A 26,285-nucleotide genomic window follows, 5' to 3' on the forward strand; every position below is an offset into this window, starting at 1 on the left:
TTCGCCCCCCCCCCCCCCCGCCCGCCCCCCCCCCCCCCCCCCCCGCGCGGGGGGGGGCGGGGGGGGCGGGCCCCGCCCCCCCCCCCCCCCCCCCCCCCCCCCCCCCCCCTGGTCTTTCACCTGAGGGGTACTCAGGAGCTAGTGCGCGGTCACGAGTTGACCTGCGTCGTGACCAGGTTGGAGAAGGTGGTCAGCCGGGTGTAGACACCCGGGTAACCGGCCTGGGCGCAGCCTTCGCCCCAGGAAGTGATGCCTGCCAGGACGCCCCCGATGAGCAGGGGGCCGCCGCTGTCGCCCTGGCAGGTGTCCACGCCGCCGGAGGTCTTCCCGGCGCACACCATGTCGCTCTGCACGAAGTCGGAGCCGTAGGAGCTCGCGCAGCTGGAGTCGGACACGGTCGGTACGGTCGCGGTGCGCAGCTGGTTGGAGCTGCTGCCGTTCGAGGCGGTGGTGCCCCAGCCGAGGATGCGGGCGGTGGCGCCGGCCGCGTACACCGAGGTCTGGGAGGACGAGACGTACTTCGCCGGGGTGTACGGCATCGACGTCGACAGCGTCAGCACGGCCACGTCGTCGCCGTTGGTGGCGTCGGTGTAGCTCGGGTGGATCCATATCCTGCTGACTCTGCTGACCGTGCCGTTGGTGCCGTCGCGGTAGGTGCGGCCACCGACGACGCGCACGCTGCCGGTGGTCTCGCCGACCATGCAGTGCGCGGCGGTGACGACCTTCGTGGGCGAGACCAGCGTGCCGCCGCAGAACTGGTTCTGCGAGGCGTCCGTGATCTGCATGACGAACGGGTACGCGGACGTCGTGGTCGTGGTACCGCCGACGATCGGCTGGGGCGCGGCGACGGCCGTGGGGGCGGCGAGCAGTGCGGTCGTGGCGGCGGCAGCGGTCGCAGCGGCGACGGCGGCGGCCTTCTTGGCAGCGTTGAGCCCGAACATGGGTCTCCTTGGGGAGTTGCCGGTGGGGGGTCGCGCGGGTGGTGGTGCACGGGGACCCTGACGCCGTTGTTCGGATCTCCGTGTGCCCGGCGAGCGGCACGCCCCAAAGCTAGAGCCCGGACGAGGGGGCTCCCAATGAGGGAACCCCCTAAGGGAGTTGGGCAGGGATAACCCTCGGTCGGGCCCCGTAAACCCAGGTGGGGTCAGGTCGTTCGGCGGCCCGCGGCCAGACGGACGATGTCCACCCGGGAGCGGATCCCGAGCTTGCGGTAGACCCGGGTGAGGGTCGCCTCGACGGTCTTGACGCTGATGAACAGGCGCGCCGCGATCTCCCGGTTGGTCGCGCCCTCCATCACCAGCGAGGCGACCTGACGCTCCATCGCGGCCAGGCCCTCCAGGGCGTCGAGGGCGACGGCCGGCGCGGCGGCGGCCGGTTCCACCGCCGTGGGACCGGCCGTGGCCGCCGCGTCGACCTGCCGCAGCCAGGGCAGCGCGCGGCAGCGCCGGAACAGCCGGGCGGCCTCGTCGTACGACGCGGGCCCCGGCAGGGGCCTGGCGCCGGTGCGCGGGAAGGCGGCGGCCTGGGTACGCAGCCGGGCCAGCGCGAAGGCCGCCCGGGCCTCCTCCAGGCCGTACCCGAGCCGCCCGAGCCGGTCCTGCACGGACGTCAACCGCACGACGGCGGCCTCGTGTTCGCCGCGTGCGGCCCGCACCAGCGCCTCGGCCCGGTCGAGGACGGCCAGCACGCTCTGCCGGCCCAGCCGCAGCGCGTGCGCCCGGGTCGTGTCGATGACGTCCTGGGCCTCGCCCGGCTCGCCGATGCGGACCAGGGCCTCGGCGAGGTCGCCGTGCCAGCGGCCGCGCCCGGGGTCGTTGATGCCGAGGCCCTGCTCCAGCTCCCGCACCCGGCGCAGCGAACGGACGGTGGCGGCCGGGTCGCCGGCCACCAACTGGGCGTAGCCCAGCGCCGCCAGGGCCCGGGACAGGTACATCTGGTCGCCGTCGACCTCGGCGTGGTCCGCCGCCTCCCGGGCGAGGGCCAGGGCCCGGTCGACGTCCCCGGCCGAGGCCTCCGCGAGGGAGGCGAGCATGGCGGAGGCGCCCTCGCCGATCCCGGAGTCCCGGGCGAGCCGCAGGCTCTCGCGGGCCAGGTCAAGAGCCCGGCCGCAGTGCCCGGAGCGCAGTTCGGTGTCGGCGAGGAAGCGCAGGAAGTGCACCTCGCTCTCGACCATGCCGCGCCGGCGCACCTCGCGCAGCAGCGCGGTGATGGTCGCCCGCGCCTCGGGCAGCTGGTCGCTCATGATCAGCCAGCGGAACCGCGCCGACCCGGCGCCGTTGTGGTGGCAGGCCACGTAGGGGTCCTGGGGTTCCTTCAGTGCCCGTTTGACGGTCACGGGCGCGTCCGGGTGGCCCATCAGGGTCTCGGTGGAGGCCTGGAAGGACAGCGCCATCAGCTCGGTGCGCCGGTCCCCGCCCCGGGCGGCCAGCTCCGCCGCGTGCGCGGCCTCCTGGCGGGCCTCGGCGAAGTCGCCCTCGACGACCAGGCCGCGCCAGGCCAGCTGGTAGTGGACCTGGGCGAGCAGGCGCGGGTCGTCGCCCGCGTCGGCCAGGACCTGCGGGAAGACGGCGTCGACCTCGCCGAGGGCCTGCCCGGCCGCCTCGATGACCACCATCCACGCCCGGACCCGCTCGGCGGGCACGGTGGCACGCGTCAGTACGTCGCGTGCGATGTCCCGGGCGAGATCGGCCTCGCCCGCGGTGATCGCGTCCTCCGCGGCCTGAAGCCGCCGCTCGTCGGGGCCCGGGGTGCTGTCCGCCGGGGTGTGCCGGGCCGCGAGCAGCCCGAGCGAGGCGGCCACGGAGGGGGCCCCGCGGTCCAGGGCCAGCGCACCGGCCTCGGCGAGCCGGGCCGCCACGTCCGGGTCGGTGCCGGTGGTCGCCAGAGCCAGGTGCCGGGCCCGCTCGATCGGGTCGGAGGCCGCCGTGGACAGCGCCGCGTGCACGGCCCGCCGCTCCTGCGCCGGGGCCTCCGCGTACAGCGCGGCCGAGATCAGCGGATGCGCGAACCGCAGGGCCGGCGCCTCGGGGTCCGTGGCCAGCAGCCCCAGGGCCGCCGCCTGGGCCGTCTCGGCCTCGGCGTGCTCCCGCCCGGCCGCGTGCAGCAGCGCCAGCGTGGGGCGGGCACCGGCGCTGGCCACGAGAAGGGTGCGGCGTGCCTCGTCGGACAGCATCTCCAGCCGGCTCAGCACCAGGGCCCGCAGCGAGGTGGGCACGGGCAGCGGCTCACCTGGCCGGGGCCGGGCCGGGCTCTCGGCCAGGGCCCTGCCCAGTTCCAGCGCGAAGAGCGGGTTGCCGCCGCTCGTGCGGTGGATGTCGCGGATCGTGGAGCGGGACAGGGGCGTGTAGCCGCGGTGGTCGAGCAGCGCCGAGACCTGCGTACGGTTCAGCGGGCCCAGCCGCACGGCGAGCGTGTCGGGCGGAGACGCGGGGAGATGGCGGTCGTACTCCTGGCCCTCGGTCCGCACCGCGCACAGCATCTGCACGGGCGTGTCGCCCAGCCGGCGGGCCGCGAAGCCGAGCAGTTCGGCACTGGCGGCATCCAGCCACTGCAGATCGTCGGCGACCACCAGCACCGGGCCCTTGGCGGCGAGGGCCCGCAGCGCCGACAGCACGGCCAGGCGCAGTGCGAGCCCGTCCCGCTGGAGCGTGGACTCGCCGCGGCCGGTGAGCGCCGACTCCAGGGCGGTGCGCTGGGCGCCGGGCAGCGCACCGGACACGTCGTCCAGGACCAGCCCGAAGAGGTCGGCGAGGGCCAGGAAGGGCAGGTGCGATTCGGACTCGGTCGCCGAGCAGCGCAACACCGTCCGGCCCGCGCCGCCGTAATCCGCGGCCAGCGCCCGCAGGACCGTCGACTTTCCAATTCCGGCCGGCCCGTGGAGCAGCACGCTGCCCCCTCGGCCGAGCTGCTCACGCGCCGATGTGAACAAATCCTCCCGGCCGATGACCAGGTCGGGGCGGCTCCTGGGAGGCTCCTGGAAGTCCCGTCGCACGGTCACCGCTCCCCTCCCTGTGTCGTGTCCTGGCCAATATTAGGCAACAGCTCTTTGAATTTCGGAGGGACGGCGTCGTGAGGGAAATAACAACACGTGCCGGCGGGCGAATTCATCGGACTCCCGAATGCCGCGGAACACGAGGCCGGTGCCCCGCCCGGAACCCGTCGGCGAAGTGATCGTGCAGGCACCACGGAAAACACCACAAACCTACGGCAACCATCCCGCCCGGCGCGCGGCGACCACGGCCTCGCCACGCGTGCGGGCCCGCAGCTTCCGCATGGACGACCGCAGGTACCCCTTGACGGTCTCGGGCGTCACGCCCAGCCGCTCCGCGGCCACCGCGTTCGTGGCCCCCGCGGCGACGCACGCCAGCACGTCCACCTCGCGCGGCGCGAGCCGGACCCGCGCCGCGGCGCCCGTGTCGGCCGTCAGCAGCGCACACGCGCCGAGCAGCTCCGCGCGCAGTGACGGGTCCGTGATCCGCGGTGCCAGCGCCCGCAGCGCCGCGTGCGCCTCCCGCACCTGCTCCCACCCCGGGCCCGCCCCGGCCCCCGCGGCGAGTGTGCGGGCCTCGTCCCGGACGGCCAGCGCCCGCTCCACGTCCCGTGCCGCCTCGACGGCCGTGTCCAGCGTCCGCCCACCCAGCGGCAGGGCCGTGCGCAGCGCCCCGTACAGCACCCCGCGCACCCGGCCTCGCACCACCACCGGCACGGCCAGCACCGAGCGCAGCCCCTCCACGGCCACCGGGGCGTCGTACTCGTGGCTGATCTGCCGCGACGCCGAGTAGTCCGTCACCACGCACGGCCGGGACAGCGCCACCGTCTTGCCGCCAAGACCGGTGCCGGACGTCACCACCAACGACCGCAGGGCGTGCGTCGCCGTGCCGCTCAGCTCGCTGATGCGCATCTGCCGCCCGGCCTCCATCAGGCCGCCGAAGGCGACCGGCAGGCCGGTGGTGCGCCGCAGACGCAGCAGCGCGTCGCGGATCTCGACCACGTCGGACGGGTCTGCTGTCACCTGATCGCCCCTTCACTACGGCTCCTGTGCGGGCGCACCCCCCGTTCGGGGGTAGTGAGACCTGCATCACGGATTACACGATGGCTCAGAGCCGCCCGGCAATGGTCCGGCACCCAGGAGGACAGATGACATCGGCGACGGAGCTGTTCCGCGACGCGCGGGATTTCCTGCTGGAACACCGCGAGGACTACCCGACGGCGTACGAGGGCTTCCGCTGGCCGCGTCCCGCGTACTTCAACTGGGCGCTCGACTGGTTCGACGAGATCGCCGACGGCAACGCCCGCACCGCCCTGCACCTCGTCGAGGAGGACGGCCGCGAGACCCAGCTGTCCTTCGGGGAGATGTCGGTACGGTCGGCCCAGTTCGCCACCTGGCTGCGCGCCCGGGGTGTGCGCGCCGAGGACCGGATCCTCGTCATGCTCGGCAACCAGGCCGAACTGTGGATCACCGCCCTCGCCGCGATGAAGCTGCGCGCGGTGGTCATCCCGGCCACCCCGCTGCTCGGCCCCGCCGACCTGCGTGACCGGGTCGAGCGCGGCCGGGTCCGGCACGTCATCGCGCGCACCGAGGACACCGGCAAGTTCGCCGAGGTCCCCGGCGACTACACGCGCATCGCCGCGGACGCCGCCGGTGCCGTGCCGGACGGCTGGCTGCCGCTTGACGACGCCTACGGCGCCTCCGCCGACTTCACCCCCGACGGCCCCACCCGGGCCGACGACCCGCTGATGCTCTACTTCACCTCGGGCACCACCGCCCGGCCCAAGCTCGTCGAGCACACCCATACGTCGTATCCGATCGGCCATCTGTCGACCATGTACTGGATCGGCCTGAAACCCGGCGACGTGCACCTGAACATCTCCTCCCCCGGCTGGGCCAAGCACGCCTGGTCCAATCTCTTCGCCCCGTGGAACGCCGAGGCGACTGTCTTCCTGCACAACTACACGCGTTTCGACGCCGCTCGTCTCATGACCGAGATGGACCGGGCGGGCGTCACCACCTTCTGCGCCCCGCCGACCGTGTGGCGCATGCTCATCCAGGCGGACCTGACGCAGCTGCGTACCCCGCCCCGCGAGGTCGTCGCGGCCGGTGAGCCGCTCAACCCGGAGGTCATCGAGCAGGTCCGCCGCGCCTGGAACGTCACCATCCGGGACGGCTTCGGCCAGACCGAGACGGCCGTCCAGGTCGCCAACAGCCCCGGCCAGCCGCTCAAGACCGGCTCGATGGGCCGGCCCAGCCCCGGCTACCGCGTCGAACTGCTCGACCCCGTCTCCGGTGCGCCGGGCGCCGCCGAGGGAGAGATCGCGCTCGACCTGTCGGACCGCCCGGTCGGCCTGATGACCGGCTACCACGGCGACGCGGACCGCACGGCGGAGGCGATGGCGGGCGGCTACTACCGCACGGGAGACGTCGCCTCCAGGGACGACGAGGGGTATCTGACGTACATCGGCCGGAGCGACGACGTCTTCAAGGCCTCCGACTACAAGATCAGCCCGTTCGAGCTGGAGAGCGCGCTGCTGGAGCACGAGGCGGTCGCCGAGGCGGCGGTCGTGCCCGCCCCGGACGAGCTGCGGCTGGCCGTCCCCAAGGCGTACGTCGTGCTGGCCGAGGGCTGGAAGCCCGGCCCGGACACCGCCAAGGTCCTGTTCGAGCACTCCCGCGAGGCCCTGGCCCCCTACAAGCGCATCCGGCGCCTGGAGTTCGGCGACCTGCCCAAGACCGTCTCCGGCAAGATCCGCCGGATCGAGCTGCGCGAGGCCACGGCGGCCGGGTCGGACGCCGAGTACCGCGAGGAGGACTTCCGGTGAACTCCTACCGCCACGGCACCAGCGGGACGGCGCTGCTCGGCGACACCATCGGGGCCAGTCTGGACCGGGCGGTGGCCGCCTGGCCGGACCGCGAGGCACTGGTCGACGTGCCGTCCGGACGGCGCTGGACGTACGCCGAATTCGGCGCGGCGGTCGACGAGCTCGCCTCCGCCCTGCACGCCTCCGGCGTCGCCAAGGGCGACCGCGTCGGCATCTGGGCGGTCAACTGCCCCGAGTGGGTGCTCGTCCAGTACGCCACCGCCCGCATCGGCGCGATCATGGTGAACATCAACCCGGCGTACCGCACCCACGAGGTGGAGTACGTCCTGAAACAGGCCGGCGTGTCCCTGCTGTTCGCCTCCCTCAGCCACAAGACCAGCGACTACCGGGCGATGGTCGAGCAAGTCCGCGGCGCAGTCCCGGAGTTGCGGGAGGTGGTCCACTTCGGCGACCCGAGCTGGGAGACGCTGCTGGGACGGGCGACCCCCGACGCGGCGTACGACGAACTCTCCTGCGACGACCCGATCAACATCCAGTACACCTCGGGCACGACGGGCTTCCCGAAGGGCGCGACCCTCTCCCACCACAACATCCTCAACAACGGCTACTTCGTGGGTGAGTTGATCGCCTACACCGAACAGGACCGGATCTGCATCCCGGTGCCCTTCTACCACTGCTTCGGCATGGTCATGGGCAACCTCGCCGCCACCTCGCACGGCGCCTGCATGGTCATCCCGGCCCCGTCCTTCGACCCGAAGGCGACCCTGGAGGCGGTACAGCAGGAGCGCTGCACCTCGCTCTACGGCGTCCCGACCATGTTCATCGCGGAGCTGAACCTCCCCGACTTCGCCTCCTACGACCTCTCGTCCCTGCGCACCGGCATCATGGCGGGCTCGCCCTGCCCGGTGGAGGTGATGAAGCGGGTGGTGGCCGAGATGCACATGGCGGAGGTCTCCATCTGCTACGGCATGACCGAGACGTCCCCGGTGTCGCTCCAGACCCGCAGGGACGACGACCTGGAGCACCGCACCGGCACGGTCGGCCGGGTCCTGCCCCACATCGAGGTGAAGATCGTCGACCCGGCCACGGGTGTCACCCGACCGCGTGGCACGCCGGGTGAGTTGTGCACCCGCGGCTACAGCGTGATGCTCGGCTACTGGAACGAGCCGGAGAAGACCGCCGAGTCCGTCGACGCGGGCCGCTGGATGCACACGGGCGACCTCGCCGTGATGCGCGAGGACGGCTACGTCGAGATCGTCGGCCGCATCAAGGACATGATCATCCGGGGCGGGGAGAACATCTACCCCCGCGAGATCGAGGAGTTCCTCTACGGCCACCCGAAGATCCAGGACGTCCAGGTCGTCGGCGTCCCGCACGAGCGCTACGGCGAGGAGGTCCTGGCCTGCGTCATCCCCCGCGACCCTGCCGACCCGCCGACGGCGGAGGAACTGCGGGTCTTCTGCGAGGGGCGGCTGGCGCACTACAAGATCCCGAGCCGGGTGCGGATCCTCGACTCCTTCCCGATGACGGTGTCCGGAAAGGTGCGCAAGGTGGAACTGCGGGAGAGGTTCGCGGACGGTTGAGCGGCGCCGGCCCGCCGGTCACAACGGTGCGCGCATGCACACCCGTGGCCGGCGGTCCAGGCCGTGTGCCGCCTCCGTCGCGCGGATCTCGCGGAGACCGGGTGTGAGGTCCGCCTCGGGGAGGGGACGGAAGCCGAGGCGCGCGTAGTAGGGGGCGTTCCACGGGACCTCCGTGAAGGTGGTCAGCGTCAGGGCGGTCAGACCCTCCTCGCGGGCGTGGTCGGCGGCGTGGGACAGGAGGGCGCGGCCCACGCCCCGGCGTGCGGCGCGCGGGTGGACCGAGACCTGCTCGATGTGCAGGGCGCCGTCCACGGGTTCCGCGACGAGGTAGCCGGCCGGCAGGTCCCGGTCGTCCGCCGCGACCCAGCAGCGGCCCGCCCGGCGGTAGCGCTCCAGGACGTCGAGCGCGGGCGGCTCGTCGTCGGCGATCTCCGGCATGCCGAGGTCGCGGAAGGAGGCGCCGGCGGCCCGTTCGATGTCCTGGAGGGCCGGGAGTTCGGCTCGGGTGGCGGGGCGGATCCGCATGCGCCGAGTATGCGGTGCGCCGGGGCCCGGCGTCAGGGTGCCCGCTTCCCGCGGCGGGTGGCGGCCAGCGTCTCGGCCGGGGCGTTCACCGGCCTCGGCGTGCCGGTGAGGTCCAGGACGAACAACGGGACGCCCAGGGCGTCGGCGCGGGCCCGGGCGTCGTCCGCGTACCCGGTGAGGGAGAAGTAGAGGCCTTGCGCGGACTCGGTCATGGCCGTCAGCCACAGGCACTCCACGTCCCGCAGTGTCGCCGGCCGCACGGCCGGGTCGACCTGCGCGAGGACGCCGCGGGCGGCCAGTCCGATGCCGGACGGGGGCCGCTGGTCCGCCCGGCGGACACCGCCGTAGCCGAGCCGGCGCAGATACAGCGCGGTGGCGGTGACGGCGTCGAGAGCCGTGCGGATGGTGACGGACCGGAAGGCAGGCCGGACGGAGGCGGCGCGAGGGGTGGCATCGGCGGTGGCGGTCTCGGGCGGGCCGGTCGTCGGGCCGGGGCGGGCTGAGGCGTCCCGGTCGCACGCGTCGTCCTGATCCCCTCCGCCGTCCCCGCCCGGGCCCTCCACCACCGCCACCCGCAGCACCACCCCGCACGCGCACCCCACCTCGGGGCGTGGCCACTCGCCGCGCCGCCCGCAGGACCGGCACCGCACCGTCACCCAGTCGTCCTGCCAGGCCCGGTGCAATACGGGCGTCGCCGGGCCGTCGCGGTCCAGTCGCGGGGCGACCGGCGCACCGCACACGCAGGGGTACACCGGAGCCGTGTAGCGGTGCTCGCGGCGGCAGGCCGGGCAGCGCACCGCAACGGTCTCGGCCATGACCACTCCAGAACCGTGTCGTATCGGGACGGTGTGCCCATCGTGCTCCCTCGGGCCCCGCCCTGTCCGGCGCTTGCCGTCTCTTGACGCCCTTCACCCGCCCCGCATACATTCATTCCAGATAGTAGAAAACAAATTCCGAAATACGGAAGAGCTCACCGCGGGGCGCGACGGGAGTGCGAATCCGACAGCCGAAGCAGGAGTACTCGATGGCTCGAATGACCGCTGCCCGCGCGGCAGTTGAGATCCTCAAGCGCGAGGGCGTCACCGACGCGTTCGGTGTCCCGGGCGCGGCGATCAACCCCTTCTACGCGGCGCTCAAAGCCTCCGGCGGTATCGCCCACACCCTCGCCCGGCACGTCGAGGGCGCCTCGCACATGGCCGAGGGCTACACCCGTACCCGCCCGGGCAACATCGGCCTGTGCATCGGCACCTCGGGCCCGGCCGGCACCGACATGATCACCGGCCTGTACTCCGCGATCGGCGACTCCGTCCCGATCCTGTGCATCACCGGCCAGGCCCCCACCGCGGTGATCCACAAGGAGGACTTCCAGGCCGTCGACATCGCCTCCATCGCCAAGCCGGTCACCAAGATGGCCGTCACCGTCCTGGAGGCCGCGCAGGTCCCGGGCGTCTTCCAGCAGGCCTTCCATCTGATGCGCTCCGGCCGCCCCGGCCCGGTCCTCATCGACCTGCCGATCGACGTGCAGCTGACGGAGATCGAGTTCGACCCGGAGACCTACGAGCCGCTCCCGGTCTACAAGCCCGCCGCGACCCGCGCCCAGATCGAGAAGGCGCTCGGGATGCTGAACGCGTCCGAGCGGCCCCTGATCGTCGCGGGCGGCGGCGTCATCAACGCCGATGCCGCCGAACTCCTCGTCGAATTCGCCGAGTTGACCGGCACCCCGGTCGTCCCGACCCTGATGGGCTGGGGTCTGCTGCCCGACGACCACGAGCTGAACGCCGGCATGGTCGGCCTCCAGACCTCGCACCGCTACGGCAACGCGACCTTCCTGGAGTCCGACTTCGTCCTCGGCATCGGCAACCGCTGGGCCAACCGTCACACCGGCAGGCTCGACGTCTACACGGCCGGGCGGACGTTCGTCCACGTCGACATCGAGCCGACCCAGATCGGCAAGATCTTCGCCCCGCACTACGGCATCGCCTCCGACGCCAAGGCCGCCCTGGGGCTGTTCGTCGAGGTCGCCGAGGAGCTGAAGGCCGCCGGCAGGCTGCCCGACCGCTCCGCATGGGCCGCCGCCGCACAGGAGCGCAAGGCGACCCTCCAGCGCCGCACGCACTTCGACGACATCCCGATCAAGCCGCAGCGCGTCTACGAGGAGATGAACAAGGCCTTCGGCCCGGAGACCCGGTACGTCTCCACCATCGGCCTGTCGCAGATCGCCGGGGCGCAGATGCTGCACGTCTACCGGCCCCGGCACTGGATCAACTGCGGTCAGGCCGGCCCGCTCGGCTGGACCATCCCGGCCGCGCTCGGCGTCGCCAAGGCCGACCCGGAGGCGTCCGTCGTCGCCCTCTCCGGCGACTACGACTTCCAGTTCATGCTGGAGGAACTCGCCGTCGGCGCGCAGCACAGGATCCCGTACGTCCATGTCCTGGTGAACAACTCCTATCTGGGGCTGATCCGGCAGGCGCAGCGGGCGTTCGACATCGACTTCCAGGTCAACCTGGAGTTTGAGAACCTCAATTCCCCGGAGATCGGCGTCTACGGGGTCGACCACGTCAAGGTCGCCGAGGGCCTCGGCTGCAAGGCGATCCGCGTCACCGACCCCGCCGAGCTGGGTGACGCCTTCGAGCAGGCCAAGAAGCTCGCCGCGCAGTACCGGGTCCCGGTCGTCGTCGAGGCGATCCTGGAGCGCGTCACCAACATCTCCATGTCGACGACCAACGACATCGGCAACGTCGTGGAGTTCGAGGAGATCGCCACGGAGCCGGGGCACGCGCCGACGTCGATCAAGCCGCTGAAGGTCTGAGGCCCACGCGGCAGAAGGGGCGGCCCGTCCGGGAGGACGGGCCGCCCCTCACGCGTTCGCGGCACCCCCTGGGCCGTGAACACCTCACTCCCCGCCCCCGCCCCCGCCGCCTCCGCCGCAGTAGGAGTAGCCGCCCCCGCCGCCGCTCGTGCCGCGCGGCGAGTGCTCGAGGAGGCCTGTGCCGCCCACCTCGGCCCGGCGGACCAGACCCGCCCGCAGGGCGAAGCGCGGCACCAGCAGACGCAGGGCCGCCTCGCCGTGCAGGGCTACGGCCAGCAGCCGGTCGTGGTCCGGCAGGCCGCGTCTGCTCGTCGGCAGGGGGTGGTCGTGCCGCAGGTCCCGGATGTGGCGGCGGGCGGCGCGCGTGGGGCCGAGGAGCGGGTAGCGCAGCAGGCCGGCCTCGGCGAGCGGGATGCGCATGAGCGCCACGGCCAGCCGGATGTCCGGGGCCTTCGTCAGGGCCCGGAGGCCGGCGGGCTCGCGCAGGAACGTGTGCACCGCTTCGGCGAGGGGAGACGGCGGCGGTTCCCCCGTCACGGCGTCCCCGGTGGCCCTCCGCATCGCCCCGGGCCGGTCCGCCTCCACCAGGCCCCGCAGATACAGATCCACCACGGCGACGGTGACGGCGGCCCGCGGGCCTTCCCCCAGCAGTGCGATCTCGTGCGGCTCCAGCCGGACCGCCGTACCGTCACTCATGGCTTCACCCCCGTACCGGGGCCCGCCGCCCCCGTGCCGACGGGCCCCGTGTGAGGAGAATGTGCCCGGCCCCGGGGGCGGTTGAAGCCCCCGGGGCCGGGTTCAGAGCTTGATTTGAGGGTGCCGTACGAGGTGTACGACCGGTGGCGTAGGCGCGCTCACGCCTGGTGGTGCTCCGACAGCCCCGGCCAGTCGTCCGGGCCGCCGCCCTGCCACTCGACGAGGTCGCTCTCCGCGACATCGGTGACGTACAGGTCGGCCAGGCGCAGGATCTCGGCGACGTCGTCGCTGTGGGTGGCGATACCCAGCGGCTCCTCGCCCAGGGTGACCCGGCGGGAGCCGTCCAGGGCGGGGGCGTGGACCACGACATGCGGCTGCTCGGTGGGAGGTGCCATGCCTTCAGGCTGCTGCGAACGGGACGGTTCCGCACCCTGAGGGGGCTGGCCGTCCGGCGGCGCGAGGCTGGGCGCGACAGGACGTTCGCGCCGCCGGACGGGGTCTGGGGGGGGAGAGGGGCAGTACGTGGGACCGCGGCGGGTGCGACGGGCTCCGGAGCGGGCTTCCCTCAGGTCGAGAAGCCGGCCCGGGCCCTTCACCACCGCACTGGCTCGCAGCCGCCGCGGTCCGCGCCCTGACCGTGCCCGTGCCCGGGGGACCACCCCTCATCCGGGTCGCCCCGGGCGGTCGGGCACGGTCAGGGAGTCTCAGTCCTCGCGCAGGGCGCGGACCGCCTCCTCCACGCGCGGCCCGTACTCGGGGTCGGCGGCGTGGAAGTGCGCGAGGTTCTTCTCGATCACGTCGTCACGGGAGACCTGGGACAGGCCGCCGGCGATGTTCGCGACCAGACGGGACTTCTCCTCGAACATCAGCCGGAACAGCTCGCCGGCCTGGAAGAAGTCGTCGTCCTTGGTGTGCGGGGGCGCCTCGTGGGTGCCCGTGTGGCCGCTCACCGCCAGCGGGCGGCCGCGGTTCGTCGAAGCGGAGGGCAGGGCTGGTTCCGGGCGGCGCCGCCCCTTTGGGCGCGACAGGACAGGTGTCAGGAGCGGCGCCGCCCGGGCTCTGGGGAACCCCCGGGGCCACGAGGGTCGAGCAGGGGTCAGATCTGCGCGCCGGAGAGCCGCTCCACGGCCCGCAGCAGCGCCGAGTGGTCCAGGCCGCCGTCGCCCTGCGCACGCAGGCTCGCGACCAGCTGGGCGACCACGGCGCCGACGGGCAGCGCCGCACCGACGTTGCGGGCGGCGTCCGTGACGATGCCCATGTCCTTGTGGTGCAGGTCGATCCGGAAGCCCGGCTTGAAGTCCCGGCCGAGGAAGTTGTCCTTCTTGCGGGTCAGTACGGTCGACCCGGCGAGCCCGCCGCCCAGGACGTCCAGTGCCGCCTTCAGGTCCACGCCGGACCTCTCCAGGAAGACCACGGCCTCGGCGCACGCCTGGATGTTCACGGCGACGATCAGCTGGTTGGCGGCCTTCACGGTCTGGCCGGAACCGTGCGGACCGCACAGCACGATGGTCTTGCCGAGCGCTTCGAGGATCGGCTTCGCGGCGTCGAAGTCGGCCTGCTCGCCGCCGACCATGATGGACAGTACGGCCTCGATGGCACCGGCCTCACCGCCGGACACCGGGGCGTCCAGGACGCGGATGCCCTTGTCCTCGGCCGCCTTCGCCAGGTCGACCGAGGTCTGGGGCGTGATCGAGGACATGTCGATCAGCAGCGCGCCGGACCTCGCGTTCTCCAGGATGCCGTCGGGGCCGTAGGCGACGGCCTCGACCTGCGGGGACGCGGGGACCATCGTGATGACGACGTCGGCGTCCTGCACGGCCTCGGCGATCGAGCCGGCGGCGGTGCCGCCGGCGGCGGCCAGGCGGTCCAGCTTGTCCTGTTCGAGGGTGTAGCCGGTGACCTGGTAACCGGCCTTGATCAGGTTCTCGGACATGGGGGAGCCCATGATGCCGAGGCCGATCCAGGCGATCTTGGGAAGGGTGTTGCTCATGATGGGGGATGCCTTTCGGTACGGGGTCAGCGGGGCAGCCAGTCGAAGGCCTCGGCGCTCGGGCGGTCGCCCGGCTTGTACTCGAGGCCGACCCAGCCGTCGTAGCCCGCCTTCTTCAGCTGGTCGAGGAGGTCTTCGAGGGGCAGTGAGCCCGTGCCCGGCGCGCCGCGGCCCGGGTTGTCGGCGATCTGCACGTGCCCGGTCTTCGGGGCGAACCGCTCGATGGCCGACGGGAGGTCCTCGCCGTTCATGGACAGGTGGTAGAGGTCCATCAGGAAGCGGGCGTTGCCCAGTCCAGTCGCCTCGTTGACCTTGTCGACGACCTCCACGGCCGCCGGGGCCGACACCAGCGGGTACAGCGGGGACTCGGGCCGGTTCAGCGCCTCGATCAGCAGGATCGCGCCGATCCGGTCGGCGGCCCGGGCCGCGAGGGCCAGGTTCTCCAGGGCGAGCGCGTCCTGCTCGGCCGGGTCCACGCCTTCGACACGGTTGCCGTACAGCGCGTTGAGCGCCGTGCAGCCCAGAGAGGCCGCGAAGTCGGCGGCCACGTCGATGTTGGAGCGGAACCGCTCCGACTCCTCGCCGGGGATCGACAGGGCGCCGCGGTCCGGGCCCGGGAGCTGCCCGGCGTAGAAGTTCAGGCCGGTGAGCCGGACGCCGGCGTCCTCGATCGCGCGCTTCAGGGCGTCGAGTTCGGACCGCTCCGGCGTGGGCGAGTCGACCCAGGGCCACCACAGCTCGATGGCGGTGAAGCCCGCTGCGGCGACGGCCGCGGGACGCTCCAGCAGGGGGAGCTCCGTGAAGAGGATCGACAGGTTGACGTTGAAGCGCTGGTCTGCGAATCCCATCGGGGCGGCGCTCCCTTCCGTGTCTGCCATGGCGAGCTTCCATGGCGCTTTTTCCGTATTGCGGAATCTTACTTCTGCTTAACGGAAGATTGCCTGTGAGGTGCGAGGGCTGTCAAGAGGGGCTGCCGGAAAGCCCGCCCCGCGCGTTAGGTTGAGCGCGTGCGACTGAGAGTGGAGTTCACGACCGAGCCGTTCGACCTGGACGAGGCGCCCGCGCACGCGGTGGTGGCCCGCGAGGTCGTGGAGGCCGCCGAGCTGGACGCCGTGGACGTGGGCCCGTTCGGCAACACCGCGGAGGGCGGTGCCGACGCGGTGCTCACCGCCGTGGACGCCCTGCTCCGCAAGACCCTGGAGGCCGGCGCCACCCGGGTGTCGCTCCAGGTCAACGTGGTCGAGGAGGGCGAGGCGTGAGCGGCGCGGGCGGCGAGCCGTTCATCGCGGCCGTCAAGCCCCTGGTCGACGCCATGGGCGGCGAGATGATCCCGCCCGACGAGGCCGGCCCCGACGACGTCGTGCTGGCCTGGGAGGGCCGGGACGCCGTCGCCGTGCGGCTGCCGCAGCTGGCCGACTCCCTCGATCACATCCTGGCCGCCATGGAGCGCCGCAAGGGCATGCCGCTGGCCGATCTGGACCGCAGGGCCAAGCAGGAGGTCGTACGGATACTCGAGGCGCGCGGCGCCTTCTCCGTGCGGCACGGCGTGGAGACCGTGGCGAGCGCCCTCGGCGTCAGCCGCTTCACCGTCTACAACTACCTCAACCGCGAGAAGGGGGCCTGACCGGACCGCGCAGCTCCGGCCGGGTTTCGCGCCACCGAATTTTCAACAAACTGTTGACGTGCCGTCGCGGGAGGGCGTTAGCTATCGGCACGCCCGTTCAGCACGAAGGCCGCATCCGGCCACGGAGGCTCCCGTGACTTCCACTTCCACGCCGCCGGGCCTGGCCCGGTTCAACACGCTCGAGGAGCACGCGGCGTTCACCGCACTCCACGAGGCGTGCGCCTCCACGGCGTGGGCGAAGCGCCTGCTGGCCGCCCGCCCCTACGCCACCTGCGAGGCCCTCTACGCCGCGAGCGACGCCGCCATGGCGGAACTGACGGCCGCGGACCTCGACGAGGCGATGGCCGGCCACCCGCCCATCGGCCGCCCCAAGCCCGGTGACCCCGCCTCGGCACGGGAGCAGCGCGGCATGGCCGGCGCCTCCGACGCACTCAAGGCGGAGATGCTGGAGCTCAACCTCGCCTACCAGGAGAGGTTCGGCCACGTCTTCCTGATCTGCGCCACCGGCCGTACCGGTGAGCAGATGCGCGACGCGGTCAGGGAACGGATCGGCAACCCGCCGGAGCGGGAGCGGGAGATCGTCCGCACCGAACTGGGGAAGATCAACCGCATCCGTCTGGCCCGACTCGTCGAAGAGGACTGACAGCAGCATGAGCACCTCCGCCACCGCGTCCGTGTCCACGCACATCCTGGACACCAGCGTCGGCCGCCCCGCCGAGGGCGTCGCCGTCCAGCTCTCCGCCCGCACCGGCCGGACCGCGGACTGGCACGCGCTCGGCGGCTCCGCGACCGACACGGACGGGCGGTGCAAGGACCTGCCGGCACTGCCGGAGGGCACCACCCACGTACGGCTCGACTTCGCCGTCGAGCGGTACTTCGAGAACACTGCGAACCAGCAAGCCGATGCGCAGCAGGACGCCCCCGCGAACCGGGACAGCGGTGCGTTCTTTCCAGAGGTGGCGATCACCTTCGCCGTAGAGGCCGGTGAGCACTACCACGTACCGCTGCTGCTCAACCCGTTCGGCTACTCCGTATACCGAGGGAGCTAGCTACAGATGCCCACGATTCTGGGACAGAACCAGTACGGCAAGGCCGAGAACCGAGTCGTCAAGATCACGCGGGACGGCGCCACCCACCACATCAAGGACCTCAACGTCTCCGTCGCCCTCTCCGGCGACATGGACGAGGTCCACTACTCCGGCTCGAACGCCAACGTGCTGCCGACCGACACCACCAAGAACACGGTGTACGCGTTCGCCAAGGAGCACGGCATCGAGTCCGCCGAGCAGTTCGGCATCCACCTCGCCCGGCACTTCGTCACCAGCCAGGAGCCGATCCACCGGGCCCGGATCCGCATCGAGGAGTACGCCTGGGAGCGGATCGAGGCCTCCGACGCCACCTCGCAGTCCATCGGCGCCGACGAGGTCAAGCACTCCTTCGTCCGCAAGGGCCAGGAGGTCCGGCTGACCCAGATCACCTACGACGGTGAGAAGTGGGAGGTCGTCTCCGGCCTGAAGGACCTGGTCGTGATGAACTCCACCGACTCGGAGTTCTGGGGCTACGTCAAGGACAAGTACACGACGCTGAAGGAGGCCTACGACCGCATCCTGGCCACCGAGGTCTCCGGCCGCTGGCGGTTCAACTGGACCGACGACGAGCAGCGCATGCCCCACTGGGAGAAGTCCTACGAGCAGGTCAAGAAGCACATGCTCCAGGCCTTCGCCGAGACGTACTCCCTCTCGCTCCAGCAGACCCTGTACCAAATGGGCTCGCGGATCATCAACAACCGCAGCGAGATCGACGAGGTCCGCTTCTCCCTCCCGAACAAGCACCACTTCCTGGTCGACCTGGAGCCGTTCGGGCTGAAGAACGACAATGAGGTGTACTACGCCGCCGACCGCCCGTACGGCCTGATCGAGGCGACGATCCTGCGGGACGGGTGCGAGGCGCGGATCCCCGTGGACCTCACCAACCTCTGACGCTCCCTCTTTCGGCACCCGTGGCCGGGGAACCCCCCTCCCGGCCACGGCACTCAAAACTTCCAGGGTCCTGCCGTGCCCTCTCCAATTCAGCACACTTCGTGAAAAGGGACGAACCATGGCAGCAGACCGGCGCATCGTCATCGAGAACTGCGCGATCGCGACCGTCGACGCGAACGACACCGAGTACGCCTCCGGGCACGTCGTCCTCGCCGGCAACCGCATCGAGTCGCTCGGCGCGGGCAGGGCCCCCGAGGGCCTGGAGAACGTCGCCCGCCGTGTCGACGCCTCCGGCCACCTCGTGACGCCCGGCCTGATCAACACCCACCACCACTTCTACCAGTGGATCACCCGGGGCCTGGCCACGGACCACAACCTCTTCGACTGGCTCGTCGCGCTCTACCCCACCTGGGCGCGCATCGACGAGCCGATGGTCCGCGCGGCCGCCCAGGGCTCCCTCGCGATGATGGCCCGCGGCGGCGTCACCACCGCCATGGACCACCACTACGTCTTCCCGCACGGCTCCGGCGACCTCTCCGGCGCGATCATCGGCGCCGCCCGCGACATGGGCGTCCGCTTCACCCTCGCCCGCGGTTCCATGGACCGCAGCGAGAAGGACGGCGGTCTGCCCCCGGACTTCGCCGTGGAGACCCTGGACGGGGCGCTGGCCGCCACCGAGGAGACCGTGCGCCGGCACCACGACTCCTCCTTCGCCGCCATGACCCAGGTCGCCGTCGCGCCCTGCTCGCCCTTCTCCGTCTCCACCGAACTGCTGCGCGACGGTGCCCAGTTGGCCCGCCGCCTGGGCGTCCGGCTCCACACCCACGGTTCGGAGACCGTGGAGGAGGAGAAGTTCTGCCACGAACTGTTCGGCATGGGCCCGACCGACTACTTCGAGTCCACCGGCTGGCTCGGCGAGGACGTGTGGATGGCGCACTGCGTCCACATGAACGACTCCGACATCGCCGCCTTCGCCCGGTCCAGGACCGGCGTCGCGCACTGCCCGTCCTCCAACGCCCGGCTCGCGGCCGGTATCGCCCGCGTCCCCGACATGCTCGCGGCCGGCGTCCCCGTCGGCCTCGGCGTCGACGGCACCGCCTCCAACGAGTCCGGCGAACTCCACACCGAGCTGCGCAACGCCCTCCTCGTCAACCGTCTCGGCGCCCACCGGGAAGCCGCCCTGAACGCCCGTCAGGCCCTGCGCCTCGGCACGTACGGCGGCGCCCAGGTCCTCGGCCGGGCCGCGGAGACCGGCTCCCTCGAACCCGGCAAGCTCGCCGACCTGGTGCTGTGGAAGCTGGACACGCTCGCCCACGCCTCCATCGCCGACCCGGTGACCGCCCTGGTCTTCGGCGCGGCCGCCCCGGTCACCGCCTCCTTCGTCGACGGCCGGCAGATCGTCGAGGACGGCCGGCTGCTCACGGCCGACGAGGACGCCATCGCCCGCGCCACGCGCGACGAGGCCCAGCGCCTGGCGACGATCGCCGCCCAGGCCTGAACACCCCCATGACTCCGGCCGGGAGGGACGGCTCCCGGCCGGTGGCCGTGAACCCGAGCGGGGTCCACGGCGACCGCTTCCGGGGCGCGCGTGGACGCGCACGCCCCGGAACGGTCAACCCGTCCGCCGCACATCCGGTCCCGCACGACCACCCGCACCACCTCCCTGACACCCACGGCCGGCCCTTCGGCGCAGCCGTGTAACCGACCGGAGGGACGCCGCCGTGGCCGACCACCCCGTTGACGAAAAACTCCCCGCGCTCAAGATGGCGACGACCGGCCTGCAGCACGTGGCCGCCATGTACGCGGGCGTCGTCGCCCCGCCCCTGATCGTCGGCGCGGCCATCGGCCTCACCGCCACCGACCTGACCTTCCTCACCGGCGCCTGCCTGTTCACCGCGGGCCTCGCCACCTTCCTGCAGACCCTCGGCATCTGGAAGATCGGCGCCCGGCTGCCGTTCGTCAACGGCGTCACCTTCGCCGGTGTCGCCCCGATGACCGCGATCGTCGCCTCCACCGAGGACAAGTCCGACGCCCTGCCGATCATCTTCGGCGCGGTCATCGTCGCCGGACTCCTCGGCTTCCTCGCCGCCCCCGTCTTCTGCAAGGCGGTCCGCTTCTTCCCGCCCGTGGTGACCGGCACGGTCATCACCCTGATCGGCATATCGCTGCTGCCGGTCGCCTTCGGCTGGGCGCAGGGACCCGACCCGACGGCGCACGACTACGGTTCGGTGACCAATCTGGGGCTGGCCGCCGTCACCCTGCTGATCGTCCTGCTGCTGCGCCGCTTCACCCGGGGCTTCGTCAAGCAGATCGCCGTCCTGCTCGGTCTCGTCGTCGGCACGCTGATCGCGATCCCGTTCGGCGTCACCGACTTCGGCCCGGTCGCGGACGCGGCCGTCGTCGGCTTCCCGACGCCGTTCCACTTCGGTGCGCCGCAGTTCCAGCTCGCCGCGATCATCTCGATGTGCGTGGTGATGGTGGTGTCGATGACCGAATCGACCGCCGACATGCTGGCGTTGGGCGAGATCGTCGACCGCCCGGCCGACGAGCGGACCATCGCGGCCGGCCTGCGCGCCGACACCCTCGGCTCGGCGATCAGCCCCCTGTTCAACGGCTTCATGTGCAGCGCCTTCGCGCAGAACATCGGCCTGGTCGCCATGACGAAGATCCGCAGCCGCTACGTCGTCGCCGCGGGCGGCGGCTTCCTGGTGCTGATGGGCCTGTGCCCGATGGCGGCCTCGCTGATCGCCGTCGTACCGCGCCCGGTGCTCGGCGGGGCGGGCGTGGTCCTGTTCGGCTCGGTCGCCGCCAGCGGTATCCAGACCCTGGTCCGGGCCGCCCTGGACCGGGACAACAACGTCCTGATCGTGGCCGTCTCCCTGGCCGTCGGCATCATCCCCATCACGGCGCCGGAGTTCTACCACGCGTTCCCGGAGACGGCCCGGATCGTCCTGGACTCGGGCATCTCCACGGGCTGTGTGGCGGCGGTGCTGCTCAACGTGGTCTTCAACCATCTGGGCAAGGGCGGCCACGACGCCCACGACGTGACCCACCCGATGGAGGCGGGCGAGGAACTCACGAGCGCGCCCAAGACTCCGGCCGCGTCCTGAGCCCACCGGACTCCCCTTAGGCTTCTGCCCCGGTCGACTGATCGTTGACCGGGGGATCAGGGGACGAGGGGGAGACGGGCCGATGAATCACGCGACCGAGGTGTTCCAGCCGTTGCAGGCGGACGATCCACCCGTGGTCGCCGGGTACCGCCTCGCGGCCCGGCTCGGCGCGGGCGGCATGGGCCGGGTCTACCTGTCTCACACGCAGGGCGGCCGGCCGGTGGCCCTCAAGGTGGTCCGCCCGGAACTGGCCGACGACCCGGCCTTCCGGCGCCGGTTCCGCCGGGAGGTGGAGGCGGCCCGGCGGGTCCGGGGCGCCTACACCGCCGAGCTGATCGACGCGGACGCGGACGGCACACCGCCCTGGGCGGCCACGCTGTACGTGCCCGGCCCCTCCCTGACCGACGCCGTCGCCCGGCGCGGGCCCCTGCCGGTACCCGCGGTGCTCCGGCTCATGGCCGGGGTGGCCGAGGCGCTCCAGGCCATCCACGCCGCCGGCATCGTGCACCGGGACCTCAAGCCGTCCAACGTGCTGCTCGCCGCCGACGGACCGCGCGTGATCGACTTCGGCATCTCGCTGGCCGCCGACTTCACCTCCTACACCGCCACCGGCGCCGCCGTCGGCACGCCTCACTTCATGGCTCCCGAGCAGGCCGCCGCGGGTCAGGTCACGGCGGTGACCGACGTCTTCGCGCTGGGCCAGACGGCGGCGTTCGCGGCGCTGGGCCGGCCGCTGTACGGGGACGGCTCCGCCGTCGGGGTGCTGTACCGGATCGTGCACGACGAACCCGACCTGTCCCTGCTGCCCGAGCAGCTCCGCCCGCTGTTCGCCCGCTGCCTGGCCGCCGCCCCGGAGGAGCGGGCCACCCCTGCCGAGATCGTCGACTGGTGCCGTCAGCGGCTGGGAGCGGACACCGGCCCGGCCCTCTGGCGGGACGTCATGGGGCCGGAGGTGGCGGTGCCGTCCCCGGCCGCCCCACCCACGCGGGTCCTGCACTCCCAGCCGCTCGTCGTCACGCAGCCCCAGCCGCTCGCGCCCGGGCCGCAGGAGCGCAGGGCACGAAGACGCCGCACCGCGCTGATCACGGCCGCGGCCGTGACGGCGGGGGTGGTGGCTGCAGGGGGTCTGTTGTGGACGGTCCAAGACGCGGGGAACAGGTTCGGCGACTGGGTGGCGGGCGCGCCGTCGACGACGGGCACGGACGGGTCCGAACGGTCGTCGGGGGCCTCCGGCCCGGCGTCCGAGAGTCGTACCGGGACGCCGGGACCAGGTGGCCGGACACCTGAGGCGTCCAAGCCCTCCCCGACGCAGTCCGCGTCACCGCAAGTCGACTCCCAAGCGCCCCTGATGCTGACCCCGGAGAACTCGCTGAGCTTCCAGAAGCCGTTCATGCGCGACGACCGCAAGGGGGACATCCGCTTCGACTGCAAGGACGCCGGCTGCGCGATGGAGAGCGACACCAGCGTGTTCCTTCAGCTCTTCGGCAAGTCGGGGGCGACCCTCGACGAGTGCCGGCTCATGCTCGCCAGTGCCGACCGCCACCGCTGGACCCTGGCCGCGGCAGCCGCCGGCACCGAGATCTGCGTCAAGCACAAAAATGGGGACATCGCCCTGCTGGTGCTCCAGACGAAGTCGACGGCGTTGCCCGACATCGCCTTTCTCCAGCTGGACATGACGATCTGGCGAGACGCCGCCTGACCTTGCGCTTCCGCATCGGTCGGTCCTTCCGCACGCCCTCTCCTGTGCGGTCCGACACTGCCTCGCCTGGGACCGCTGTGGCTCGGTCGAGCAGGGCCTGGGGCCTGGCGAGGGGGGACGCGGAGCTTTCCGGTGAAGCCGAGCGAGACGGCGTGCGCCGCCAGTAAGCGGCGAGCCGGACCGCCCCGAGCCCTCCGGGGCGGTCCGGGGCGGTCCGGGGCGGAGATGACGTCCTGCCTCATGCCCACCCCAAAACGCGTCAGGACGGGCGCTGGTATCCCGGGCGCCATCCGACTGACAAGCCCCAGTGGATTCCGGCGCTGGCCATAACCGTGATTTTGACGTGTTGCTTGCTGCTGCCCAACCCGATCTCGTTGTAAGTCGTTGCGGGCGTGGCCGCGCACGGGATGGTGTAGGTGGCCAGTTTCCCGATGACTATGGTCGTCTTCCCCTCGCCGGTGCATTCGGTCGCCACGGCAACCGTCCCGGCCTTGATGCTCTGGATCACGGCGGCCTCTTCCGACCCTGTCCTGTCCGCCAGGCGAATGAGGGCTTTGGTCGAGCCCGAGATGTCGGGTGGAGTTTTCGTCAGATCGATGGCCGAAGTGGGACGGGACGCGGTCGCGGAGGCGGTTGGGGTTTTGTCCGGTGAGTCCTGGCCCTTGTGCGCTGTACAGCCCGCGATGAGTGGAACGCTCGCTGCCAAGGCGATCGTCACCGCCGCGGAGGCCCCGGTCAGCTTTGCCATGTGTACCAGCCGACGGTGTAAGGCGTGTAGGAGACGACTGTGGAAGACGTGGAGTGGGTGCAGTTGCTGTACAGGTAGAAGCTGGTACCTGTGATACGCCGCCGCCAGACGCCGTACTTGGCACTGACGGTCTTGTGCGGCGGGATGGTCGCGGTTACCGAGTTACCCAGTTTCGCGGTCAGCGACGCTGACAAGTTGATGCCGTAGGTGGCTTCTTGGCGCGAGACGAGCTCGTTGAGTGAGACCTTCAGCGATCCGGTCAGGCTGATGCCGACGGTCCCCGACGCCTCAGCAGTGAACGTGGTGCTTTCGTTGTGGGTGGTGCCGTTGTAGTTGGACTGGAGGGGGCCGATGGCGCGGATGTATCTGCCCCCGAGGGAAGTGGGTTTGTAGACGCCCCCCGGGTCGCAGTACAGATGGTTGGGCGCGATGCCGCTCGGCGAGTCCGTGGGGGTCGCCGGTTCCGAGGTGGCGGCCGCAGGGTCCGTTGGCGCGTCGGTCAGGTCCGCCTCCGGGGGGTCGGCCGGCGGTAGCGTCGTCAGGGTGCCGCTGTCGTCGTTGCCGTCTATGGAGAACCACCCTTGCAGGTCGACGATGAGCTGGATGGTGCCACTGCTGGCGTTGTAGATGCTCACCGCCCCCTGGTCGCCCGGCTGAGCGATCACCAGGTCGGCGGTGGAGGTGTTCGCCTGGAAGTTGTCCACCGACGTGGTGGACGGCATCGGCTGTCCGGTTGGCCACACGCGTAGGTAGCCGGAGTTCTCCTGTCCGGTCGTGGTCAGGTTGAGGACGGCCGCGCCGAAGGACGTGGGGATACCGTCGTTGCCGGCCACTGTCACGCTGACGCTGCTGTCGGCCGGGATGGCGGTGGAGGTGCGGGTGTCGAGCAGCCGGTCCTGGGCGGCGGTGAAGACCCCGCCACCGGAAGATGCTTGGGTGAAGTAGCCGTAGATGTCGAGGATTACGTCGACCGACTGGGTGGAGGACCCGTTCTTCAGGGTGACCTGGCCGCCTGCGCCTACCGGGATCACCGCGCCCTGGGACGTGGTGACGGTCTTGTAGTCGACGACCGGCTGCCCAGCCGATCCTCCGGTGGCGTAGGCGTAGAGGGTTCCGGCGCTGCCGGGGGAGGGAACGGTGATGTTGGCGTAGACCGACGCCTCGTCGGTGATGCCGTCCACACCGTCGATCTGGACGTTCAGCGTCCCGCCGGGCGCGATCTGTGTCTGCGGGGCGCCGGTGCCGTCCCGGGTGTCGACGAGCCGTGACTGGGTGACCGGAACGTATCCGCCCGGGGAGGCGGCGCCGCCATCGGAGGTGAAGTATCCGTTGACGTTCACGCGTTTGCCACGGTGATCTCCAGCGACACGGCCGACACCCCGGAACTGGGAACGCCGCCCTGCCCCAGGATTTGGAAGGTGTTGGTGGAAGCCGCACCGAGCGCGGTGCTGACACCGAGAGCCGAGCGCGTGTCAACAATCCTGGCAGAGGGAGAGATTGCGGCGAAGGCACCACTCGCAGTGGTGGCACTTGCTTGGGTGATGCCGGCCAGGCCGAAGCAGGTGAGCACGGTGAAAAACACGACGGCCAGAGAAAGGCATCTGAGTCTGGTACGTCTGGCTCGCAGCATAGGAACCCCCTCGACTTCATGTGGACTTGCCGCGAAAGCGGCAGAACGCGTCCGGGTTGAGGGGACCTTAATGATCAGGAAAGCAAGTAATCCATGGCAGGCATCCAAAAGGCGCGCAAAGGAATACGCAGCCTTCCTCATCGTCTCCTTCCACGCCGAACAGCCCTACGGTCCCGCCGACTGGTGGTACCTCGAAGGCCGGCCAGGCGAGCGGGCGCTCGCCACCTCCTCCGTGGTCGACGGCTCTTCCTCCATGAGCCTGTTCTGCTTCGTCCCCGCGGTCGTGGCTCCCGGCTCGTACGAACGGCGGGGCGCGCTGCTCGATGACGGGGGCGTCTCGTCCCGCTCGGCATCCCGGTCGTGGTCGGGTGGCCTCGCGGCCGGCAGCTCCGGCGGGCTCTTCCTCGAGACACCGGCCGCTACCTCTGCGCTGACGTCCTGGCTGTTGCCTCGCCCGAGGGTCCGCTCAACCTGGCCAACCCCTCACCGCGGCCACCATCTGCCTGAGTCCCCTCGGCGAACGGAGCCACGGCGGCCCCTGGCGTTGCGCTCGCGACGACCGCCCGGAGATCACCTGGCCGGGGAAGGTCACCGATGAGCAGCACAGCGGTCTTCGCACTCAAAGTCCGAACAGCCCCGGGTCCGCCGCCAGCCTCTTGAAGACCTCGGCGGGATCGGCGACCAGCTTGCGCTTCTCGAGGTCCAGGATCCCGCCGATCGCCGTGATCTCGGCCGCCACCGTGCCGTCCGCCTTCAGGACGGTCTGCTCGATCCGGAACGTCTTGCCGCCGCCCCACTCGAAGGCGCAGGTCACCTCGGCCTCGTCGCCCGCGAGCAGCTCGCGTTTGTAGCGGATGGTCGTCTCCAGGGCGACCGGGCCCACGCCGCTGCCTATGAGGGCGGACTGGCTGATTCCCGCGGCCTGGAGCAGCGACCAGCGGGCGTGCTCCGCGTAGTTCAGGTAGACGGCCTGGTTGAGGTGTCCCTGCACGTCCGTCTCGTATCCACGGACGGTCACAGGGACGGAAAACGGCTCGCTCACGGCTTCCCCTTCGGAGTCTTGTGCACTGCACAAC

Annotated in this window: 24 protein-coding genes and 1 pseudogene; 11 read left to right on the top strand and 14 right to left on the bottom strand. The window is 71.6% G+C overall.

The features are described from left to right. Positions 1–149: 149 nt before the first annotated feature. The 3 genes from ACIRDU_RS07015 to ACIRDU_RS07025 form a co-directional block, all read right to left on the bottom strand. Positions 150–941 carry a S1 family peptidase gene (locus ACIRDU_RS07015; protein WP_403575594.1) on the bottom strand — a complete coding sequence of 264 codons (792 nt, stop codon included), beginning with the start codon at positions 939–941 and terminating at the stop codon, positions 150–152. 203 nt (positions 942–1,144) lie between these two features. Then, a complete protein-coding gene (locus ACIRDU_RS07020; protein ID WP_403575596.1) occupies positions 1,145–3,997 on the bottom strand; it encodes an AAA family ATPase in 2,853 nt (950 codons plus the stop codon). Between the two features lie 204 nt (positions 3,998–4,201). After that, positions 4,202–5,011, bottom strand: coding sequence for a response regulator transcription factor (locus ACIRDU_RS07025; protein ID WP_403575598.1), 810 nt, complete (start codon positions 5,009–5,011; stop codon positions 4,202–4,204). A gap of 125 nt (positions 5,012–5,136) precedes the next feature. Between ACIRDU_RS07025 and ACIRDU_RS07030 the strand changes: the two genes are divergently transcribed. Both ACIRDU_RS07030 and ACIRDU_RS07035 read left to right on the top strand, forming a co-directional pair. Beyond that, positions 5,137–6,816, top strand: coding sequence for an AMP-binding protein (locus ACIRDU_RS07030; RefSeq protein ID WP_403575600.1), 1,680 nt, complete (start codon positions 5,137–5,139; stop codon positions 6,814–6,816). Further along, entirely contained in the window at positions 6,813–8,399 is a 1,587-nt protein-coding gene (locus ACIRDU_RS07035) for an AMP-binding protein (protein ID WP_403575602.1), read from the top strand. Before ACIRDU_RS07030 ends, ACIRDU_RS07035 begins: the two co-directional genes overlap by 4 nt. An 18-nt stretch (positions 8,400–8,417) precedes the next feature. Here ACIRDU_RS07035 and ACIRDU_RS07040 read toward each other — a convergent pair whose 3' ends face one another. Next, positions 8,418–8,924: a GNAT family N-acetyltransferase gene (locus tag ACIRDU_RS07040; protein ID WP_403575604.1), complete on the bottom strand. Its 507-nt coding sequence runs from the start codon at positions 8,922–8,924 to the stop codon at positions 8,418–8,420. 32 nt (positions 8,925–8,956) lie between these two features. Further along, positions 8,957–9,739, bottom strand: coding sequence for a hypothetical protein (locus ACIRDU_RS07045; RefSeq protein WP_403575606.1), 783 nt, complete (start codon positions 9,737–9,739; stop codon positions 8,957–8,959). Positions 9,740–9,948: 209 nt separating this feature from the next. Here ACIRDU_RS07045 and gcl point away from each other — a divergent pair, with 209 nt between their 5' ends. Continuing rightward, positions 9,949–11,733, top strand: a complete 1,785-nt coding sequence (gcl, locus tag ACIRDU_RS07050; RefSeq protein WP_403575608.1) for a glyoxylate carboligase — start codon at positions 9,949–9,951, stop codon at positions 11,731–11,733. A gap of 84 nt (positions 11,734–11,817) precedes the next feature. Here gcl and ACIRDU_RS07055 read toward each other — a convergent pair whose 3' ends face one another. The 5 genes and pseudogenes from ACIRDU_RS07055 to ACIRDU_RS07075 form a co-directional block, all read right to left on the bottom strand. Continuing rightward, a complete protein-coding gene (locus ACIRDU_RS07055; protein ID WP_403575610.1) occupies positions 11,818–12,429 on the bottom strand; it encodes a TIGR04222 domain-containing membrane protein in 612 nt (203 codons plus the stop codon). 158 nt (positions 12,430–12,587) lie between these two features. Then, entirely contained in the window at positions 12,588–12,824 is a 237-nt protein-coding gene (locus ACIRDU_RS07060) for a hypothetical protein (RefSeq protein WP_403575612.1), read from the bottom strand. Positions 12,825–13,133: 309 nt separating this feature from the next. After that, positions 13,134–13,388 (bottom strand): annotated as a pseudogene (locus ACIRDU_RS07065) (catalase-related domain-containing protein); the annotation flags it as partial. Positions 13,389–13,525: 137 nt separating this feature from the next. Continuing rightward, entirely contained in the window at positions 13,526–14,419 is an 894-nt protein-coding gene (locus ACIRDU_RS07070; protein WP_403575614.1) for a 2-hydroxy-3-oxopropionate reductase, read from the bottom strand. A 26-nt stretch (positions 14,420–14,445) separates the two neighbouring features. Next, positions 14,446–15,267: a TIM barrel protein gene (locus tag ACIRDU_RS07075; RefSeq protein ID WP_403575616.1), complete on the bottom strand. Its 822-nt coding sequence runs from the start codon at positions 15,265–15,267 to the stop codon at positions 14,446–14,448. 159 nt (positions 15,268–15,426) lie between these two features. On the opposite strand from ACIRDU_RS07075, the gene ACIRDU_RS07080 reads away from it, so the two are divergent. From ACIRDU_RS07080 to ACIRDU_RS07115, 8 genes are all read left to right on the top strand, one after another. Continuing rightward, positions 15,427–15,678 carry a hypothetical protein gene (locus ACIRDU_RS07080; RefSeq protein ID WP_384165159.1) on the top strand — a complete coding sequence of 84 codons (252 nt, stop codon included), beginning with the start codon at positions 15,427–15,429 and terminating at the stop codon, positions 15,676–15,678. Next, the gene (locus ACIRDU_RS07085) at positions 15,675–16,043 is read left to right on the top strand and encodes a helix-turn-helix domain-containing protein (RefSeq protein ID WP_031109881.1); all 369 of its coding nucleotides are present in this window, start codon (positions 15,675–15,677) and stop codon (positions 16,041–16,043) included. The genes ACIRDU_RS07080 and ACIRDU_RS07085 overlap by 4 nt, the downstream gene beginning before the upstream one ends. Positions 16,044–16,176: 133 nt before the next feature. After that, positions 16,177–16,686 carry a 2-oxo-4-hydroxy-4-carboxy-5-ureidoimidazoline decarboxylase gene (gene uraD, locus ACIRDU_RS07090; protein WP_403575618.1) on the top strand — a complete coding sequence of 170 codons (510 nt, stop codon included), beginning with the start codon at positions 16,177–16,179 and terminating at the stop codon, positions 16,684–16,686. Positions 16,687–16,693: 7 nt separating this feature from the next. Then, on the top strand, positions 16,694–17,092 hold the full coding sequence (gene uraH / locus ACIRDU_RS07095; RefSeq protein WP_403575620.1) for a hydroxyisourate hydrolase: 399 nt from the start codon (positions 16,694–16,696) through the stop codon (positions 17,090–17,092). Between the two features lie 6 nt (positions 17,093–17,098). Next, positions 17,099–18,022: a factor-independent urate hydroxylase gene (pucL, locus tag ACIRDU_RS07100; protein ID WP_403575622.1), complete on the top strand. Its 924-nt coding sequence runs from the start codon at positions 17,099–17,101 to the stop codon at positions 18,020–18,022. 118 nt (positions 18,023–18,140) lie between these two features. Continuing rightward, a complete protein-coding gene (locus ACIRDU_RS07105; RefSeq protein ID WP_403575624.1) occupies positions 18,141–19,520 on the top strand; it encodes an 8-oxoguanine deaminase in 1,380 nt (459 codons plus the stop codon). 223 nt (positions 19,521–19,743) lie between these two features. Continuing rightward, positions 19,744–21,132 carry a nucleobase:cation symporter-2 family protein gene (locus ACIRDU_RS07110; RefSeq protein ID WP_403575626.1) on the top strand — a complete coding sequence of 463 codons (1,389 nt, stop codon included), beginning with the start codon at positions 19,744–19,746 and terminating at the stop codon, positions 21,130–21,132. Positions 21,133–21,214: 82 nt separating this feature from the next. Next, on the top strand, positions 21,215–22,831 hold the full coding sequence (locus ACIRDU_RS07115; RefSeq protein ID WP_403575628.1) for a serine/threonine-protein kinase: 1,617 nt from the start codon (positions 21,215–21,217) through the stop codon (positions 22,829–22,831). A gap of 259 nt (positions 22,832–23,090) precedes the next feature. On the opposite strand, the gene ACIRDU_RS07120 is transcribed toward ACIRDU_RS07115, so the two are convergent. The 4 genes from ACIRDU_RS07120 to ACIRDU_RS07135 all read right to left on the bottom strand — a co-directional run bounded on the left by ACIRDU_RS07120 (position 23,091) and on the right by ACIRDU_RS07135 (position 26,251). Then, positions 23,091–23,579, bottom strand: a complete 489-nt coding sequence (locus tag ACIRDU_RS07120) for a hypothetical protein (protein ID WP_403575630.1) — start codon at positions 23,577–23,579, stop codon at positions 23,091–23,093. Then, entirely contained in the window at positions 23,567–24,919 is a 1,353-nt protein-coding gene (locus ACIRDU_RS07125) for a hypothetical protein (RefSeq protein ID WP_403575632.1), read from the bottom strand. Before ACIRDU_RS07125 ends, ACIRDU_RS07120 begins: the two co-directional genes overlap by 13 nt. Continuing rightward, positions 24,916–25,161 (bottom strand): hypothetical protein, encoded by a 246-nt coding sequence (locus tag ACIRDU_RS07130; RefSeq protein WP_403575634.1) that lies wholly within the window; start codon positions 25,159–25,161, stop codon positions 24,916–24,918. Before ACIRDU_RS07130 ends, ACIRDU_RS07125 begins: the two co-directional genes overlap by 4 nt. Positions 25,162–25,828: 667 nt before the next feature. Further along, positions 25,829–26,251 carry an acyl-CoA thioesterase gene (locus ACIRDU_RS07135; RefSeq protein ID WP_403575636.1) on the bottom strand — a complete coding sequence of 141 codons (423 nt, stop codon included), beginning with the start codon at positions 26,249–26,251 and terminating at the stop codon, positions 25,829–25,831. Positions 26,252–26,285 lie beyond the last annotated feature (34 nt).

Origin of the sequence: Streptomyces sp. NPDC093598 (genome assembly GCF_044764825.1) — a bacterium.
Lineage (GTDB): Bacteria > Actinomycetota > Actinomycetes > Streptomycetales > Streptomycetaceae > Streptomyces.

Excerpts from the sequence above, each read along its gene's own strand:
- ACIRDU_RS07105 (WP_403575624.1), top strand. The coding sequence starts at position 18,141 with ATGGCAGCAGACCGGCGCATCGTCATCGAGAACTGCGCGATCGCGACC.
- gcl (WP_403575608.1), top strand. The coding sequence starts at position 9,949 with ATGGCTCGAATGACCGCTGCCCGCGCGGCAGTTGAGATCCTCAAGCGC.
- uraH (WP_403575620.1), top strand. The coding sequence starts at position 16,694 with ATGAGCACCTCCGCCACCGCGTCCGTGTCCACGCACATCCTGGACACC.
- ACIRDU_RS07015 (WP_403575594.1), bottom strand. The coding sequence starts at position 941 with ATGTTCGGGCTCAACGCTGCCAAGAAGGCCGCCGCCGTCGCCGCTGCG.
- ACIRDU_RS07055 (WP_403575610.1), bottom strand. The coding sequence starts at position 12,429 with ATGAGTGACGGTACGGCGGTCCGGCTGGAGCCGCACGAGATCGCACTG.
- ACIRDU_RS07120 (WP_403575630.1), bottom strand. The coding sequence starts at position 23,579 with ATGGCAAAGCTGACCGGGGCCTCCGCGGCGGTGACGATCGCCTTGGCA.
- ACIRDU_RS07075 (WP_403575616.1), bottom strand. The coding sequence starts at position 15,267 with ATGGGATTCGCAGACCAGCGCTTCAACGTCAACCTGTCGATCCTCTTC.
- ACIRDU_RS07070 (WP_403575614.1), bottom strand. The coding sequence starts at position 14,419 with ATGAGCAACACCCTTCCCAAGATCGCCTGGATCGGCCTCGGCATCATG.
- ACIRDU_RS07040 (WP_403575604.1), bottom strand. The coding sequence starts at position 8,924 with ATGCGGATCCGCCCCGCCACCCGAGCCGAACTCCCGGCCCTCCAGGAC.
- pucL (WP_403575622.1), top strand. The coding sequence starts at position 17,099 with ATGCCCACGATTCTGGGACAGAACCAGTACGGCAAGGCCGAGAACCGA.
- ACIRDU_RS07030 (WP_403575600.1), top strand. The coding sequence starts at position 5,137 with ATGACATCGGCGACGGAGCTGTTCCGCGACGCGCGGGATTTCCTGCTG.
- ACIRDU_RS07060 (WP_403575612.1), bottom strand. The coding sequence starts at position 12,824 with ATGGCACCTCCCACCGAGCAGCCGCATGTCGTGGTCCACGCCCCCGCC.
- ACIRDU_RS07115 (WP_403575628.1), top strand. The coding sequence starts at position 21,215 with ATGAATCACGCGACCGAGGTGTTCCAGCCGTTGCAGGCGGACGATCCA.
- ACIRDU_RS07045 (WP_403575606.1), bottom strand. The coding sequence starts at position 9,739 with ATGGCCGAGACCGTTGCGGTGCGCTGCCCGGCCTGCCGCCGCGAGCAC.